The 17900-nt window shown below is 37.3% G+C and carries 19 protein-coding genes, 1 riboswitch and 1 other annotated feature; of the genes, 17 read left to right on the top strand and 2 right to left on the bottom strand.

The features are described from left to right. Positions 1 to 109 precede the first annotated feature (109 nt). From MUA87_RS12195 to MUA87_RS12165, 7 genes are all read left to right on the top strand, one after another. Positions 110 to 1945, top strand: coding sequence for an assimilatory sulfite reductase (NADPH) flavoprotein subunit (locus MUA87_RS12195; protein WP_262550945.1), 1836 nt, complete (start codon positions 110 to 112; stop codon positions 1943 to 1945). Positions 1946 to 1963: 18 nt separating this feature from the next. Then, complete coding sequence (locus tag MUA87_RS12190; RefSeq protein ID WP_262550944.1) at positions 1964 to 3670, top strand: NADPH-dependent assimilatory sulfite reductase hemoprotein subunit; 1707 nt, start codon at positions 1964 to 1966, stop codon at positions 3668 to 3670. 102 nt (positions 3671 to 3772) lie between these two features. Then, positions 3773 to 4534: a uroporphyrinogen-III C-methyltransferase gene (cobA, locus tag MUA87_RS12185; protein WP_262550942.1), complete on the top strand. Its 762-nt coding sequence runs from the start codon at positions 3773 to 3775 to the stop codon at positions 4532 to 4534. 158 nt (positions 4535 to 4692) lie between these two features. After that, positions 4693 to 5607: a sulfite exporter TauE/SafE family protein gene (locus MUA87_RS12180; protein ID WP_002480354.1), complete on the top strand. Its 915-nt coding sequence runs from the start codon at positions 4693 to 4695 to the stop codon at positions 5605 to 5607. A gap of 15 nt (positions 5608 to 5622) precedes the next feature. Next, positions 5623 to 6822, top strand: a complete 1200-nt coding sequence (sat, locus tag MUA87_RS12175; protein WP_002480355.1) for a sulfate adenylyltransferase — start codon at positions 5623 to 5625, stop codon at positions 6820 to 6822. A 2-nt stretch (positions 6823 to 6824) separates the two neighbouring features. Next, entirely contained in the window at positions 6825 to 7424 is a 600-nt protein-coding gene (gene cysC, locus MUA87_RS12170; RefSeq protein WP_002480356.1) for an adenylyl-sulfate kinase, read from the top strand. A 140-nt stretch (positions 7425 to 7564) separates the two neighbouring features. After that, the gene (locus MUA87_RS12165) at positions 7565 to 8347 is read left to right on the top strand and encodes a (S)-acetoin forming diacetyl reductase (protein ID WP_070463488.1); all 783 of its coding nucleotides are present in this window, start codon (positions 7565 to 7567) and stop codon (positions 8345 to 8347) included. A 52-nt stretch (positions 8348 to 8399) separates the two neighbouring features. Here the strand turns inward: MUA87_RS12165 and MUA87_RS12160 are convergent, their stop codons facing one another. Next, entirely contained in the window at positions 8400 to 8870 is a 471-nt protein-coding gene (locus tag MUA87_RS12160) for a thioesterase family protein (protein ID WP_023014909.1), read from the bottom strand. A gap of 391 nt (positions 8871 to 9261) precedes the next feature. Between MUA87_RS12160 and MUA87_RS12155 the strand changes: the two genes are divergently transcribed. The 10 genes from MUA87_RS12155 (at position 9262) to MUA87_RS12110 (ending at position 16783) form a co-directional block, all read left to right on the top strand. Further along, complete coding sequence (locus MUA87_RS12155; protein WP_023014910.1) at positions 9262 to 9894, top strand: DUF5067 domain-containing protein; 633 nt, start codon at positions 9262 to 9264, stop codon at positions 9892 to 9894. 122 nt (positions 9895 to 10016) lie between these two features. Continuing rightward, a riboswitch (SAM riboswitch) is annotated at positions 10017 to 10116 on the top strand. A 75-nt stretch (positions 10117 to 10191) separates the two neighbouring features. Beyond that, positions 10192 to 10374 carry a hypothetical protein gene (locus MUA87_RS12150; protein ID WP_023014911.1) on the top strand — a complete coding sequence of 61 codons (183 nt, stop codon included), beginning with the start codon at positions 10192 to 10194 and terminating at the stop codon, positions 10372 to 10374. Positions 10375 to 10390: 16 nt separating this feature from the next. Continuing rightward, on the top strand, positions 10391 to 10861 hold the full coding sequence (locus MUA87_RS12145; RefSeq protein ID WP_262550937.1) for a 2-thiouracil desulfurase family protein: 471 nt from the start codon (positions 10391 to 10393) through the stop codon (positions 10859 to 10861). Positions 10862 to 10931: 70 nt separating this feature from the next. Further along, positions 10932 to 11166: a binding site (T-box leader), on the top strand. Positions 11167 to 11238: 72 nt separating this feature from the next. Then, complete coding sequence (locus MUA87_RS12140) at positions 11239 to 12363, top strand: 5-methyltetrahydropteroyltriglutamate--homocysteine S-methyltransferase (RefSeq protein ID WP_002480362.1); 1125 nt, start codon at positions 11239 to 11241, stop codon at positions 12361 to 12363. 216 nt (positions 12364 to 12579) lie between these two features. Beyond that, a complete protein-coding gene (locus MUA87_RS12135) occupies positions 12580 to 12903 on the top strand; it encodes a PadR family transcriptional regulator (RefSeq protein WP_002480363.1) in 324 nt (107 codons plus the stop codon). Continuing rightward, positions 12896 to 13456: a DUF1700 domain-containing protein gene (locus MUA87_RS12130; protein WP_262550935.1), complete on the top strand. Its 561-nt coding sequence runs from the start codon at positions 12896 to 12898 to the stop codon at positions 13454 to 13456. Before MUA87_RS12135 ends, MUA87_RS12130 begins: the two co-directional genes overlap by 8 nt. Beyond that, on the top strand, positions 13453 to 14256 hold the full coding sequence (locus MUA87_RS12125; RefSeq protein WP_262550933.1) for a DUF4097 domain-containing protein: 804 nt from the start codon (positions 13453 to 13455) through the stop codon (positions 14254 to 14256). Before MUA87_RS12130 ends, MUA87_RS12125 begins: the two co-directional genes overlap by 4 nt. 166 nt (positions 14257 to 14422) lie before the next feature. Then, positions 14423 to 14971, top strand: a complete 549-nt coding sequence (locus MUA87_RS12120; RefSeq protein WP_002480366.1) for a hypothetical protein — start codon at positions 14423 to 14425, stop codon at positions 14969 to 14971. A 183-nt stretch (positions 14972 to 15154) separates the two neighbouring features. Then, positions 15155 to 16144: a ring-cleaving dioxygenase gene (locus MUA87_RS12115; RefSeq protein ID WP_023014916.1), complete on the top strand. Its 990-nt coding sequence runs from the start codon at positions 15155 to 15157 to the stop codon at positions 16142 to 16144. Positions 16145 to 16183: 39 nt separating this feature from the next. Next, positions 16184 to 16783, top strand: a complete 600-nt coding sequence (locus MUA87_RS12110) for an alpha/beta hydrolase (RefSeq protein WP_031262377.1) — start codon at positions 16184 to 16186, stop codon at positions 16781 to 16783. A gap of 190 nt (positions 16784 to 16973) precedes the next feature. Here MUA87_RS12110 and MUA87_RS12105 read toward each other — a convergent pair whose 3' ends face one another. Next, complete coding sequence (locus MUA87_RS12105; protein ID WP_262550930.1) at positions 16974 to 17591, bottom strand: LysE/ArgO family amino acid transporter; 618 nt, start codon at positions 17589 to 17591, stop codon at positions 16974 to 16976. Positions 17592 to 17900: the final 309 nt, after the last annotated feature.

Raw genomic sequence — 17900 nt, 5'->3', positions numbered from 1 at the left:
GGAATTTTGAAAGCACAATGACTATACTTGAATTAAGTGTAGATATTTTTTTAGTTTCAATTCCTACTAAAAAACTAAGGATAAAATCTATCATATGGGGGGAAGACACTTGAATTTATCAGCAACAAATAGTCCGTTCAACGATGAACAGGCACAACTCATTAATCAAGCGTTATCAACATTATCAAATGACCAGAAGCTCTGGCTTAGCGGTTATTTAACGGCACATCTCCAAGATGGCACAGCAACACAAGCACCTGCTTCTAGCGCAGCAGCAACGCAGGCACCAGCAGCACCAGCGCAACAACAAGCTGTAGAACCACGCAAAGTCACTGTATTATTTGGTTCTGAATCTGGTAACGCACAGTGGGTGGCAGAATTACTCGAAAGTAAATTAAAAGAAAACGATTTTGATGCCACATTAACTGAAATGGACCAATATAAAACGAAAGATTTAAAAAATGTTGAAGACCTACTTATCGTAACGTCAACACACGGTGAAGGCGATCCACCGGATAACGCATTATCTTTCTATGAATTCTTATACGGACGTAAAGCACCTAAATTAGAAGGCGCACGCTTCTCAGTACTTGCTTTAGGTGACCAATCTTATGAGTTCTTCTGTCAAACAGGTAAAGACTTTGATGCACGCTTAGAAGAGTTAGGCGCTGACCGTATTTTACCGCGTGTCGATTGTGATATTGACTTTGAAGAACTCGCAAATGAATGGGTTGAAAACATTATTAATGAGTTAGGCGATCAAGAAGTAAAGCAAGTGGTTCAAGAGGCACAAGATGCACCTGTTGAAGATGCTTCTGGACCCATTTACTCAAGAACATTTCCTTACGAAGCAGAAGTCTTAGAAAATATTAATTTAACTGGTCGCGGTTCTGATAAAGAAGTTCGCCACCTTGAATTATCATTAGAAGGTTATGGCGATGACTACGCACCAGGCGATTCCATTAATATCTTACCTGAAAATGACCCAGAACTTGTGGATGAAATTATCGATATGCAAGATTGGGTGGCAGAAAAAGATATTACTGTGAATACACAAGGTGACAAAATGTCGCTAGAAGAAGCATTGACGTCATACTTTGAAATCACAAAATTAACGAAACCATTAATCGAAAGTGCAGCACAGCTCTTTGATAATGAAGACTTATTAGATAGAGCCTCTGATAGTGAATGGGTGAAAGATTATATCTACGGTCGTGACTTAATAGACTTATTGAATGATTTCCCTACAGAGTCACTACAACCGAACCAATTACATCAAGTCTTAAGAAAAATCCCTGCACGCAGTTACTCTATTTCAAGCAGTCATAAAGCAAATGAAGATGAAGTACACATTACAGTATGTGCAGTACGTTATGAAGCACATAATCGTAAACGCTCAGGTGTCTGCAGTGTACAACTCGCAGAACGTGTAGAGCCGGGCGATAAATTAAAAGTATACTTGAAGAAAAATCCTAACTTTAAATTCCCATTCGATGAGAACACACCAGTCATCATGATTGGACCAGGTACAGGTATCGCTCCATTCCGCAGTGTCTTACAAGAACGAGAAGAATTGGATTTAACAGGTAACACATGGTTGTTCTTTGGTAACCCACACTTTACAACAGACTTCTTATACCAAACCGAAATTCAAGATTGGTTGAAGAGCGGTGTGTTAGAAAAAGTAGATTTAGCCTTTTCACGTGATCAAGAAGAAAAACGTTATGTTCAGCATTTAATCGATGAAAACAGTGCAGAATTTTATGAATGGTTAAGAAATGGCGCAGCAATTTATGTCTGCGGCGATGAAAAACACATGGCGAAAGATGTACATCAAGCCATCATTCATGTATTGGAAAAAGAAGGCGGCTTATCTGAAGAAGAATCAGAAGAGTACCTATCAGAATTGAAAAAAGAAAAACGCTATCAACGTGACGTGTATTAATTTTTGAGGAGGCAAATTATGGCTGAGAATAACAATGATTTATATAAAGGCTTAGATGATTTAGAACGTAATAAAGGCGAAAGCAATTATTTGCGCGGTACCATTGCACAGGGTTTAAAAGACCCTGTGACTGGTGCAATCGCTGATGATGATACCAAGTTATTAAAATTCCACGGCAGCTATATGCAAGATGACCGTGACTTACGTCAAGAACGACGCAAACAAAAATTAGAACCTCTTTACGCATTTATGATTCGTGTACGTATCCCTGGAGGCCGTGTTTCCACGGATCAATGGTTGAAGCTAGATCAATTGGCAGATGATTATGCAGGTGAACAAATTCGTTTAACCACACGTCAAACCGTACAGTATCATGGGATTTTAAAACGCAACTTAAAAAAATCAATGCAAGCGATTAACGCAGCTGTACTTGATTCAATCGCAGCGTGCGGTGACGTCAATCGTAATGTCATGTGCAACCCTAATTCCTACCAATCTGATGTGTATAGTGAAATAAATGATTATGCGGATAAAATCAGCGGACATTTATTACCGAAGACGACAGCGTACCATGAAATTTGGTTAGACGGTGAAAAAATCATCGATTCTAAACAAGAAGATCATGAACCTATGTACGGTAAAACATACTTGCCACGTAAATTTAAAATCGGTATTGCGTTACCACCTTCTAACGATATTGATGTCTATTCACAAGATATCGGCTTAATCGGTATCGTTGAAAATGATGAATTAACCGGCTTCACAGTAACTGTCGGCGGCGGTATGGGCAGTAAGCATGATGATTTAAGAACACATCCTCAAGTCGGTAAAGTATTAGGTTATATTCCTAAAGAAACAGCACCGGAAGTTTGTGAGAAAATCTTAACGATTCAACGTGATTTCGGTGACCGTGCAGACCGTCAACAAGCGCGTTTCAAATATACAGTGGAACGTAAAGGCGTGGATTGGATTCGTGAAGAATTAAATCGTCGTTTAGGCTGGGAAATCGAAGATGCGAAACCATTTGAATTTGACAGTAACGGTGACCGTTTAGGTTGGGTTGAAGGTTCAGGTAAGTATCACTATACATTATTCATTCAAAATGGTCGTATTAAAGATACAGAAGACTTTAAGTTGAAAACAGCGATTAAGAAATTAGCGCAAACACATAAAGGTGAAATTCGCATGACACCGAACCAAAACCTGATTTTTGCGAATGTTGAGAAAGAAGATAAAGCCGCTATTGATGCGATTATCGAAGAGTATGGTTTAACAGACGGCAAAAATTACAGTGGTTTACGTCGTAACTCTATGGCTTGTGTGGCCTTTCCGACTTGCGGGCTTGCGATGGCAGAGTCAGAACGTTATTTACCTTCTTTAGTGACTAAAATTGAAGACATTTTAGATGAATTTGGTTTACGAGAAGAAGAAATCACGATTCGTATGACAGGTTGCCCGAACGGCTGTGCACGTCCTGCATTAGCTGAAATTGCTTTTATTGGTAAAGCACCTGGTAAATATAATTTCTATTTAGGCGGCAGCTTTATCGGTGAACGTTTGAATAAATTATATAAAGAAAATATCGGAGAAGCGGAAATTTTAGAAAGCTTACGTCCAATTTTAGAACAATACAGTAAAGAGCGTGAAACAGGGGAACACTTCGGTGACTTTGTAGTACGTAAAGGTATTGTAGAAAAAGTTACAGATGGTCGTGACTTCAGATAAGCAGTAAGCATTACCTCAGAAAGTGACGTATCTACGCACTTGGATACGTCCTTTCTCTAGTAATGCTCAACATCTATTTAAATAAAACAAAGAGGTGATCGAATGGGAAAAGTATATATCGTAGGCGCAGGTCCCGGAGATCCGGATTTAATCACAGTAAAAGGTGTCAAAGCTATAGAACAAGCCAATGTGATTCTATATGATCGCCTCGTTAATAAGGCCTTATTGCAATATGCAAAGCCGAATACAAGATTGATTTATTGTGGGAAAGACCCGAGTGGTTTATCAATTCCTCAAGTAGAAATCAATGCATTAATGGTGAGTTTCGCACGTAAAGGTCATACTGTAACAAGATTAAAAGGCGGAGATCCTTTCTTGTTCGGTAGAGGTGGAGAAGAAGCGGAAGTTCTGGCAGAACATCACATCGCTTTTGAAATTGTACCTGGTATTACCTCAGGTATCGCCGCACCTGCTTATGCAGGCATCCCAGTTACACATCGAGACTATAGTTCTTCTGTCGCATTTGTGACAGGTGTTAATAAAGAAAAAACGTTAAAAGAAGATTATTGGAAACATTTAGCATTAGGTCCTGAAACACTGTGTATTTACATGGGTGTCAGCAGGTTACCTGAAATCTGTCGCTTGTTAGTGCAACATGGCAGACCGAAAGATACACCTGCCGCATTGGTTTATCAAGGAACAAGCGGAGTTCAACAAACTGCAGTCGGTACTTTAGAAACCATTGTTGATGGCGCAAAAGATTTTAAAAATCCATCGATGATTGTAATCGGTGAAGTCGTACAATTACGTGAGAAAATCAGCTGGTTTGAATCTGTTTCAGCCCAAGCAGCAGCGCATCAATAAATGTGTCATACCGGCAAGGAAGACATATTAAGTTCATTTTTTTAACTTTAATTCCTTGTAAACTGATAAGAATAGTATCATCTGTGTGCTACACAACATAAATAATATGAAAATTCTAACAATCAAAACTTGATTATTGAAAGAAAGGAGCAAAGACAATGAAAAAACTATTAATTATTGCCTTCGTAGGGTTTTTTGCACAATTGGTTGACGGTTCCCTCGGCATGGGCTTCGGCGTAACATCATCATCGATTTTGTTATCGCTTGGTTTAGCACCAGCCATTGTATCAGCGACAATCCATTTTTCTGAAATTGCGACAACAGCAGCATCAGGTGTTTCGCACATGTCATTCTCTAACGCAGATAAGCGTTTAATACTGAAATTAGCGGTGCCGGGATCGATGGCAGCTTTCATTGGTGCAGCGGCAGTCAGCCATCTGCATGCAGGTTTAGTTAAGCCTGTCGTTGCTTTGTTCCTGATTACCATCGGTATTTATATTTTAGTTCAATTTGCGTTTAAACGCGGACAAACTAAAAAGCTGACAAGAGGGTCAGAGTTGAGTAATAAATTTATGTTTCCGCTTGGTGCGACTGCTGGATTTTTAACAGCTATCGGTGGAGGCGGCTGGGGACCAGTCAATACTTCTGCATTACTTGCACGTCGTGATATCAATGTTCGTCATGTTATCGGCAGTGTATCTATCAGTGAGTTTTTCGTAACGATTGCAGCGTCTATCAGTTTCTTGATTTTCTTACCCCTTCATTTAATTAATTGGGGATTGGTTCTGGCATTAAGTGTCGGCGGCGTTGCGGCTGCACCATTTGCGGCATGGCTCGTTAAGATTATCCCAGTAAATGTCTTAGGCATTTTTGTCGGCGGTTTGATTATCTTTACCAACAGCAATACTTTGTTGAACGCATTTGGTGCACCGGGTGAAGCGATTGCTTTCGTAAGAGTCGCAGTGGTTATTGGTTGGTTTGCATTATTGTTTGTCATTTTGCGCAAAGAAGGTAAATTATCGAACTTTTTTCACAAAAAAGAAGCAAATAAAGTAGGAAGAGTAAAACAATAAGAGGAGATGAGTTAAATGGCTACAACAACACAAATTTTAGAACATACGAACACACCGCATGGTGGTAAGTTAATTAATCGTCAACTTGAAGGAGCAGAACGTGAAGCATTAATTGAAGCAGCAGAAGCTTTTAAAACATTAACGTTAAACGCATGGAGTTTATCCGACTTAGAATTAATCGCAATTGGCGGTTTCAGTCCATTAACAGGATTTATGGGAGAAGCGGACTATCAAAACGTCGTTGAAAACTTACATCTTGCAGATGGAACGTTATGGAGTATTCCAATTACTTTACCAGTTAATGAAGCAGAAGCGGACCAATATGAAATTGGAGAACAGATTGCGCTTTATGGAGAAGATCAACAGTTATACGGTGTCTTAACTTTAGAAGAAAAATATACGTATGATAAAGAAAAAGAAGCACAAAATGTTTATGGAACGACAGAAGAAGCTCATCCAGGCGTCAAAAAAGTATATGACAAAGGTAATGTGTATCTAGCAGGTCCGATTCAATTAGTAAATCGTCCAGACCATAGTGAGTTTGAAGAATTTGAATTAGATCCGATTGAAGTACGTCAAATGTTCCATGATTTGGGATGGAAAACAGTCGTAGGTTTCCAAACACGTAACCCAGTACATCGTGCACATGAGTATATCCAAAAAAGTGCGTTAGAAACAGTTGATGGTCTCTTATTGAATCCATTAGTAGGGGAAACAAAGTCTGATGATATCCCAGCGGATGTTCGTATGGAAAGTTACCAAGTGATTTTAAAACACTATTATCCAGAAGATCGTGCACGCTTAGCGATTTATCCAGCTGCGATGCGTTATGCAGGACCGCGTGAAGCGATTTTACATGCGATTGTGCGCCAAAACTATGGTTGTACACATTTCATTGTAGGACGTGACCATGCAGGTGTAGGTGACTATTATGGTACATATGAAGCGCAAGAGTTGATTACGAAATATCAAGAAGAGTTGGGTATTCATATTTTAAAATTTGAACATGCTTTCTATTGCACGAAGTGCGGTAATATGGCGACAGCGAAAACGTGCCCGCATGGTGCAGAACATCATGTGCATTTAAGCGGGACAAAAGTCCGTGAAAAATTACGTAATGGAGAATCTTTACCGAAAGAATTCTCACGTCCTGAAGTCGCTGAAGTGTTAATTCGCGGTTTACGCAGACATAGAGAACAAAATGAGGAGGCGTAACGATGACAAAATCTCAAAATATTACATGGCATGATTCAGAAGTAACGAAAACAGAACGTCAAGCTCAAAATGGCCATAAGAGTGTAGTCCTGTGGTTTACTGGTTTATCCGGTTCAGGTAAGTCTACCATCAGTGTTGCTTTAGAAAAAGCATTATTTGAACGTCGTATTCATGCGTATCGTTTAGATGGAGATAATATCCGTCATGGTTTAAATAATAATCTCGGTTTCAGTCCAGAAGACCGTAAAGAAAATATCCGTCGTATCGGTGAAGTCAGTAAATTATTAGCAGATGCAGGACTGATTACATTAACGGCGTTCATCTCACCTTATCGTGAAGATCGTGATCGTGTCCGTGAAATTTTAGAAGATGGCGAATTTATCGAGGTATATGCGAAAGCCAGTGTTGAAACGTGTGAGCAGCGTGACCCGAAACAGTTGTATAAAAAAGCACGTGCAGGAGAAATTAAGAACTTTACTGGTATTGATGCGCCATATGAAGCGCCAGAACATGCGGAAATTGTCGTGGATACAGAGACAACTTCTGTGGAAGAAGCGGTTCAACAGATTCTAAACTATTTAGAAGACAAACAAATTATTTAATATTCCGAGCACACACAAACCTTAAATTGTGTGTGCTTTTTTGGTGGATAATATCATGGTTAAGTTTTGCGATTATTCTGAAATTGAATTAAAATAGAAGTGTACAATAATATATGGAACAACAAGGAGAGTCGAACAACATGGCAGAAGTAAAAGGCAAAGTAGCAATGGTGACAGGCGGCGGACAAGGTATCGGAGAAGCAATTTGTCGCAGACTCGCAAAAGACGGTTTTAAAGTAGGGGTGGCAGATTTTAATGAAATAACTGCAGAAGCGGTTGCACAAAGCTTACGTGATGAAGGTTATGAAGCGCTTGCGGTTAAAGTAGATGTATCAGATCGTGATCAAGTCTTCCAAGCAGTCAACACAGTGAAAGATCACTTCGGAGATTTCAATGTGATTGTTAATAACGCTGGATTAGGACCACAAACACCACTTGATACAATTACGTATGATCAATATCGCAAAGTTTTCGATGTAAACGTCGGCGCAATTTTCTGGGGCATTCAAGCAGCGGTTGAAGCTTTTGAATCATTTGGTCACGGTGGTAAAATTATTAACGCTTCTTCTCAAGCAGGACAAGTCGGAAACCCAGGACTTGCATTATATGGCGCAACTAAATTCGCAATCCGTGGTATTACACAAACTGCAGCACGTGACTTAGCTGATAAAGGTATTACTGTGAATGCGTATTGCCCAGGTATCGTTAAAACACCGATGATGGAAGATATCGCACAAAAAACAGCTGATGAAGCAGGTAAACCATATGAATGGGGTATGGAACAATTCTCTAAAAATATCGCATTAAAACGTTTATCAGAACCTTCAGATGTAGCAGCATGTGTATCTTATCTTGCAGGACCAGATAGTGATTATATGACTGGCCAAGCTTTAATTATTGATGGCGGTATGGTCTTCAATTAATACAAGACATAAAGAAAGGCAAGTGCACCTAAACAGGACACTTGCCTTCTTTTTATTTTCTAGGAATACCAATTGCATGACCGAGTTGTTTCGGTGTTTCAAATTCCCCTTGTTCCTCATAATATGTTTTGATGTTATCAAAAACAAAATCTGGAAAAGCACTGCTGCGACGTTGTTGGTTATCAATAGCCATCATGATAACCTCATACGTTGCAGTCGGGACTTGATCTTGATTAAACATCTTTAAAAAGAAATGTACACGTTTGTGGTCATAGTCATAAACATAAACTTCTACCGTAAACGTTTCATCTAGCAACATTTCTTTTAAGTAAGTGATATGTGCTTCTAAATTAAAAATTGTTGTGTCATGTTTTTGTCGGTAATCAATCGAGAACCCCATTTTCGCAAAGAAACCGACGACCGCATCACTGAAAATTGAAAAATACTGTGCATCATGTAAATGTTGATTATGATCAATCCAAGAAGGATGCACCTTATCCTCATAAGTATAAATGTACCCCATATTTAATTTTCCCCCTTTAATGCATATAACTGCAGTGTATCATATAAATGAAATCGATAGCTTGGACGTACTTTCTTTAGACTATGATGACATTCGTATGAAGTGACTAAAGTAGGAGAAACGTTCCTGAAATTGAAACAGGATTAGAATTATTTTATTCGCACATTCTAAAAATGAATTCAAATTATCAATTTAAGTAAGAGATACAATACCAACTATTTTGCTGAAGTGTATTATCAATGAAATTTATCATCGAAAAAATATAGTAAATGTTAAAGAATGTATAAAGAATAGAACTAAAATATTCTTCTGCATAAAGTTAACTATTTTATGAAATTTGTGTATAATGATTTATAATAATGCAACACATTAAACAAATGGGGGGGATATCATGAAGAGGCTATTATGTTTATTAAGTGCATCAGTATTAATTTTAGCGGCTTGTGGTGACAAAAAAGAGGAGTCGGAGAAAGAGGAGACATCTAGTTTAGATGCGAAACAAGCAAAAACAAAAGAAAAACCTAAAATTAAAGATAACGCAGTTGAAATCAAAGGGGTAAAGGTGAAAATTGTGGGTACAGAAATTGTGCCTAAGGGGACAACAGAATATCAAGATGATGATGTTTTAGTTGTAAAATATGAAGTGACGAATAACAGTAAAGATGACAATGAAGTTAAACCAACTAGGTCTTATTTGAAAGTGTTTGAAGCGTATCAAGATAGTAAAGATTCAGAAAAGCGCTTAGATTACGGTCATGTAAGAGGAGAAACTTATGATAGTGAAAGAGATAAAGGTGAAGATAATATTAAAAAAGGAAGTACAATTTCATCTATTGAAACGTACAAGTTAAATGATTTAGAGTCACCTGTGTTATTAAAAGCGAAAGATCAAGAGAACTACGAGGATCCAAACATCGGTTCAATCAAAATTAATATTAAAGACAAGAAATCATCTGATAATAAATCATCTGATAAGAAGTCATCTGAAGACGATATTAAAAGTGAGGATATGACTGACTTATAAGAAATCAAAACACTGGAATAAACGATATTTCAGTGTTTTATTATGTTGGTTTAAATCAATAAAGTTTATCAAATAAGTTGAAAAAATAAGTTAATACGGTATGATAGTAATAAATAAAATAGTTCTTATTAAGAGTGAGTGGAGGGACTTGGCCCTGTGAAGCTCCAGCAACAACCGCAAGGTGACGTGCTAAATCCAACAAGGTAACTTGAAAGATAAGAAGACGTACGTGAAGCGCTTCTTCTTGCAAGGAGGGCTATTTTATTTATCCAAAATGAGAAAAAGGTGGTAAATAAAATGACAACATTCGCTAAACAACAAATCAAAGAGAAAATGCAAGAGCTGGAACAATGGGAGAATTATGAACCAATGAATATGGCTAGCAGTATGGGAAGAAAAGCCCAAATTCATGATATTGAGGCAACAATCAGACAAATGGTTCCATTGGAAGTGATTAAAGATTGGCTAGAAGAAAAGTAAGAAAGAAGAGAAGTTCATGATCGCAATCAGTGCGTGTTTAATTGGAGAGAATGTACGTTACGACGGCAGTCATAAATTGAATGATACATTACGCCAACTTGTTCAAGAGGATAAAGCGATAGCGCTATGTCCTGAAGTATTAGGCGGTTTGACTACACCGAGACCAGCAGCTGAAATTGTTGGCGGGGATGGCTTTGATGTGTGGTCAGGTCGTGCTAAAGTCATTGCGACGACAGGTGAAGATGTTACGGAGGCATTTAAAGAAGGTGCATTAAAGACATTGGAATTGCTACAAGCACATCAATGTACGGCAATGATTCTAAAGTCGAAAAGTCCTTCTTGTGGAACCTCTGAAATTTATGATGGGACATTCAGTGGTGACTTGAAATCAGGCGAGGGTGTCTGTACAGCGTTATTAATACGGCACGAAATTACAATTATGAATGAATTAAACTGGAGAAAAAAATTAGATTTCACGTCGATTTAATTTTTAGTGTGAATTTTCTTATTGACAGAATATTCTTTTAACTATAGACTAGGATTAATTCAAATAATATTAATTGATTATGATGAGTAAAGTACATATTGAAGAATTAACAGAGAGCTTTTGGTTGGTGTGAAAAAGTAATTCGACAATATCGAAAATGGACTCTGAATCTGTCAGCTGAATCATTAAGTTGGCACGTGTTAGCAAACGTTACCACTGCTCGAGTATGATAGTACTGTTGAGGAGAAGTATGGACTTCTTGAAACTGGGTGGTACCGCGCAGAATCGAATTCTACGCCCCTGTAAAGCTTTAGATAGGCTTTATGGGGGCTTTTTTATTATTTGAAATAAGAACATAAACATAGGGGGAAGTTAAGATGAGTGAATTATTACGTTATGATATTGTAGGAAGTTTCTTAAGACCAGAGGCATTAAAAGAAGCGCGTGCAGCGTTCGAAAAAGGAGAAATCGATCAAGCTGCCTTAAGAGAAGTAGAAGACCGTGAGATTAAAACATTGATTGAGAAGCAAGTAGAGAATGGTTTGAAATCTATTACAGATGGAGAATTTCGTAGAAGCTGGTGGCATTTAGATTTCTTCTGGGGATTGAATGGTGTAGAAACAGTTAAAGATGAAGGCGGATTTGAGTTCGATGCGGTTCAATCTCGTATTGAAACAGCACGTTTATCAGGCCCGATTTCAGGAGACAATCATCCGTTTGTGGCAGACTTCAAATTCTTATTAGCTCATACACCAGAAGGTATCGAGGCACGTCAAACTGTACCAGCACCTGCCAGACTCTTCTCAGAGCTGACACGAAAAGAAAATATTGAAGCAACACGCAAATATTACGAAACAGATGACGCATTAATTGATGCTATTGCGGATGCATATCAAACAGTGATTGAAGATTTATATGAAGCGGGTCTCAAAACGATTCAATTTGACGATACAACATGGGGGCGTTTAGTCGGAGACCAAACTGAAATTAACGGTAAAAACGGTGACCAACAAGAAAAAGAACGCTTAAAACAATTATTCAAAGACGTGAATAACCGCGCAATTGAACGTTTACCTAAAGACTTGCGTGTTCAAACTCATATTTGTCGTGGTAATTACCGTTCAACATGGTTCGCATCAGGCGCATATGACAGTGTCGCAACACCATTGTTCGACCAAGAAAATGTAGATGCTTATCTTTTAGAATACGATAGTGATCGTTCAGGTGGATTTGAACCGCTTCAATACGTATCAGATGATAAACAAGTCGTATTAGGTCTCATTACTTCTAAAGATGGTGAATTAGAAGATATAGATGAAGTCATAAAACGTATTAAAGAAGCGTCACAATATATCCCGTTAGACCGTTTAGCTTTAAGTACACAATGCGGCTTCGCATCAACAGAAGAAGGTAATAACTTAACTGAAGCACAACAATGGGCTAAAATTCGTTTAGTCAAAAGTATTGCGGAAGAAGTATGGCCTGAAAAAGTAAAAGGCTAAATCATCAATACATTAATGAATGATAGAAGATGAATTTCACTAGAGAAGGTGGAATTCATCTTTTTTTATTCATTTCTTTAAGTTAACTTCACAAAAGTCACCAAGCTGACAAAGATTTTTAATCACTACCTTGTATTATTTAATAGTAAGGGGTATATTATAAGTGAACTACTATTAAACATTAAACAGTACTGAATAATGTGTTGGAGGTTTGCTATGAATATACAATTTAAGAAAGGCGCACTTGAATTTTTAGTCTTGCTTATTATTCAAGGTGAAGATCAGTATGGCTATTCACTTGTACAAAAGATAACACCGCGTATCACAATCGCAGAAGGTACCGTCTATCCTTTAATGCGCCGTTTAGTTAAGGAAGGTTATTTAACAACTTATTTTAAACCGTCGACAGAAGGACCAGCACGCAAGTATTACCGAATTACCGAAGAAGGTCATGAACGTTTAGAAGCACTACTTGAAGAATGGAAGGCCTTTACAGAAGCTGTAGATTTATTTATTGAGGAGAGTGAGAGAGATGAGTAAACAAGAATATTTACAGTTATTAAATCGTTATTTAACGCGCGTTTCACCGGAAGAACGCCAAGATATTTTAAACGAGTATGAAACACACTTCATCAGTGGTAAAGAAGCAGGAAAAACTGAAGAAGAAATTTCCCGGGAATTAGGTAATCCGAAAGACATCGGGCGTGAAATGAGTGCGAATGCGGCGGTAGATAAAGCAGAATCTTCTCGCAATGCCGGCAATGTCACGAATGCTGTGTTAGCGGTTATGGGATTAAGTATTTTAAACTTCTTCGTTATTACCATTGTAATTGCGACATGGTTCGGTGTGCTTTTATCTTTAGGTGTGGCGACGCTTACTTTTCTAGCTGCACCTATATTCTTACTGGTCAAAGGCATGATAGATGGATTTGGAGAAATTATTCCTCTAGATATCTACGTTTCATTTATATGCTTTGGAATCGGATTGATGTTATTTACAGTAACGTACCTTGCTTATAAATGGAGCTTCGTTCTCTTTATGAAATATTTACGTTGGAATATTAAAGTTGTGAAAGGAAGTGCGCAATCATGAAAAAAGCATTGTTGATTATCTTTAGTATAGGCTTAGTGATTACAGTCGGTTTCGGAATTGCGGGCTATGTAGAAGGAAAAAAGCAACTTAAAAAAGCTGATAATCCAATTCATTACACAAAAGACTATAAGCATGAAGATGCGAAAATAAAAAACTTGAAAATCAATACGGATACATCAAACGTCATCATTAAAAAAGGTGACCACTTCCATGTTAAGGGGGAAGGTGGTATTAAAGGAAAAACAAAAATTAACAGTACTATCAAAGGTGATACATTAGCAGTTGAATCAAAACTTCCAAACCCTACGATCAATTTTACATTTGGAAATATTACAAACAGTACTATCACAATTACAGTACCTGAACGTCAATTGTCAGATGTGACAATTTATAATGATACAGGAGACATGACAATTGAAGGTTTAAAAGCGAATCATTTAGAAGCGCAATTGGATACAGGAGAGTTAGTGTTAAAAGCAGCTGATCTTAATAAAGCAGATTTAACAAGTGATACAGGTGATATTGAAATCACGCAAACACTTTTCAAAAATATGAGGATTGGAAATGATACTGGCGATACTGAAGTCAAAGGTATCAAAGGCGATGTGAATCTCCAAGTACAATCAGACACAGGTGATATTGAGGTAGATTATGCAGAACCACCTAAAAATACTAAGGTTATTCATAAAGAAGATGTAGATATGGATATTCATCAACCTGCTTTAAAAGCAAAACGTTATGGCAATGCTTCGCACACAATTGAATTAGAATCAGATACAGGTACAGTAGAAATTAATTAAAGTTATCACTATGAGCACCTAAGCAGAGAAGTTCTGTCTAGGTGCTTCTTTATATTGATAAAATTAATATTTTTAAATTTATTTTCGTATATAAGTTTAATTACTTTTTTCTCGTTTGTGTATACGTTAGAATGTCTTTTGCGAAAATGAAAGAAAGGAGAAATATATGATTAATCTGTTATCAGCCATTGGATCTATCGGGACATTTATTATGGCTTTGTTCTATTTAGTGTCTGTATCGATTCAACTCTATCAACTGCGTATTTCATTTACGCCAGCCATTGGTTTTAATCAAATTTTACTGCAGACAAGTAAAAATGATCGATTGAAGTTATTTAATATCAGCGCAGCAAACCAAGATAGTAATCGCTTTTTAAAGCTGTATAACTTAGGCGGCGGTGCCGCAAAAGAAGTGATAGTTACAATCACACACATGGGTAAAGAAGAAGTACTTCAAAGGAAATATGTCAGTATTTTACCAAGTAAAGAGTATTATCTTGTGCCTATTAATGAAGGTGTCTTTCATGAATTAGAAGAAACGATTCAACAGAATGGCTATGAAGCAGCTTTAAAAGTAGATATAAACTTCAAACACAACTTAAGCCGTAAAACACAGCATATAGAGTTATTCGGTAAAATCGATAGTTTCAATCAATTAGATGAAAATCCAATCTATGAATTGCAGTTTGTTCAAAAATCTGCGATTAACCAATAGTGAATGGGCTCCAAAATATCAAGTTTGGGGTCTTTTTTTATGTATGAGCATAAATACTTGCATTATTCCTAAAGTAGTATTATTATATGAAGTATAATAAGTATATCAGAAGAACAACGTCCTCATTATAAGATAGAAAAGAGTAGAAAAGGGAAGTTATTCAAAGATAAGGAGATGAAATAAATGAACAACAACAACTTAAAAGGTATGCACCATGTCACTGCGATTACAAGTGATGCGATTAAAATATATGATTTCTTTACAGACGTATTAGGTCTAAGATTAGTGAAAAAAACAGTAAACCAAGATGATATCCAAACGTATCATTTATTCTTTGCGGATGATGAAGGGAATGCAGGAACAGATGTCACATTCTTCGATTTCCCTGGAATTCCTAAAGGTACACATGGAACAGATGAAATTGCACGTATTACATTACGTGTACCATCAGATGCGGCGATTGAATTTTGGAATGACCGTTTAAGTGAGTTTGACGTGAAACATGAAGCGCCAACAGAACTATTCGGTAAAAAAATCTTACGTTTTGAAGATTTTGATGGCCAGCTTTACACATTAATTTCTGATGAATCAGATTCAGCAGACAGTGTAGAACCAGGTGTTGCTTGGAAAAATGCGCCAGTACCAGAAGAATATGCGATTGTTGGTTTAGGACCTATCGAATTAAACGTGAGCCGTTTCGATCCATTCAAACAAATTTTCGAAGAGGTATACGGCTATAAAGAAGTTGAATCCGAAGGCGACTATCACTTATTCGAAACAGGAAAAGGCGGTAACGGCGGACAAGTTATCGTACGTAAACTTGGCGGCAACCCAGGTATGCAAGGTTATGGTACAATCCATCACACTGCGTTCCGTGTGGCAGATAAAGATGAATTAGATGTCTGGATTGACCGTTTGAATAAATATCAAATCGGCAACTCTGGATTTGTAGAACGTTACTTCTTCAAATCACTTTATTCTAAATTCTATCCAGGTATCTTAATTGAAATTGCGACAGATGGTCCAGGTTTCATGGGAGATGAACCATACGAAACAGTAGGTGAAATCTTATCATTACCACCATTCTTGGAACCAAAAAGAGAACAAATCGAAGCACAAGTACGTCATATTGAAACAACGCGCCACAACCAACCAGGCCGTACAAATCAATAATTTATCACTAAGGAGGCAGGTATCATGGCTTTAGATACAATGAAGCACATTTTTAGAAAAGGTCAAAGTTCAGATCAACCTACATTCATCTTATTACACGGAACAGGTGGAGACGAATCTGATTTATTCCCGCTCGCATTACGTTTGAACCCAAACTATAACATGTTAGGTGTGAAAGGAAATGTGGATGAAAATGGTATGACACGTTTCTTCAAACGTCATGGTGAAGGTCAATATGATTGGAAAGACTTAGAAGAACGCGGCACAGAATTATATGAGTTCTTACAAGCAGCCGCAAAAGAATATGACTTTGATTTAGAAAATGCAATCTTAGTTGGTTTCTCAAACGGTACGAACATTGCGATTAACTTACTATTACGTGAGGAAACTAAATTTGCGAAAGCATTATTATTCGCAGGGCTTTATCCAACACACATTGACCATGTGAAAGATTTAAGTGGCACAGACATCTATCTTTCAATGGGTACGCATGACCCTATCGTACCTGTATCTGAAAGTGAACGTTTAATTGATTTATTCCAACGTTCAGGTGCGAATGTTACAACACATTGGACACAATCACACGGCATTACTGAAGAGTCACTTAATGAAGCAGTGAAAGTTGTGAACGAACAATAAACTTAAATAATAGCTTAATAGACACGTGATTGAAGGACCTCCAGACCAATTCAATCAACCCCCGTAATCAAGCACTCAGGCTTTTTGACTAAAATTCAAAAAGTGCTGAGTGCTTTTTAATATGTGAAAGTATAATAAAAAGCTTCTGCAGACACAGAAGCTAAATTAATACGGATAGATCTTTTTAAATTCAGAGTATTAAAGCGAGAATATTCTTTAATATAATCAACGCGACCAAAAAAACGATAACGCTGGATACTTTGTTAAGAATTAAAATGAATTTGCCAGACTTATCGACAGTGCCGACTATACGTCCTAAAACTGCCAAGAAGATAAACCAAATCCAAGAAATGGAGATGGTGGCGATAGAAAAGGCCAATTTGTCATCCCCTTCATAGATTGAGGCACTTGTCCCAATGACACCGACTGTATCCATAATAGCGTGTGGGTTAAGTAAGGAAACAGAGAGCGCAAATAGAATTTGTTTCTTAGGACTCATCGGTTCAATTTCATCAATATTAGAAGGCTTTTCTTTCCAAAGTGACCAAGCCATATAGATTAAGAATACAAAACCAATGATATAAATCACTAATTGTAACGTCGGTATAGACATTAAAATCAAAGACACACCGAGTATTGCGACTACAATTAAAAATGTGTCACAAAATCCTGCAGTGAGGATGACAGGTAAAGCATGCGTCAATTTTTTCTGATTCGCACCTTGATTAAACACAAAGACATTTTGTGCGCCTAAAGGCAAAATCAGACCTAACGCTAACAAAACACCATGAAGTATCGCTTGTAACATAAATGACTACCACTTTCTCTATACAATGTCTCTTTGATTTTGTGATTGGGCTAAGCGTGTACATAAAGAGGGATTGTATGTATGTTAGTTAATTTGTAGTATATACAAAAACTAAACGGTGAACAACGCATAACAAAAAGATGAATAAGATAGGTATATAATTCAGTGTCTCATTCGTTTGTAATCTATTTTGTTAACTCGAATTAAGAATTTATTAAACTTTGGTTTATGGTGTATGCAGATACAAAACGCTACACTGAAAATAGGAAATTAAGTAATTATTTTCTATGGATTTTCATTAGTTGACCG

Source organism: Staphylococcus simulans (genome assembly GCF_025561465.1).
GTDB classification, from domain to species: domain Bacteria; phylum Bacillota; class Bacilli; order Staphylococcales; family Staphylococcaceae; genus Staphylococcus; species Staphylococcus simulans.
This window is presented reverse-complemented; position numbering and strand designations above follow the sequence as displayed.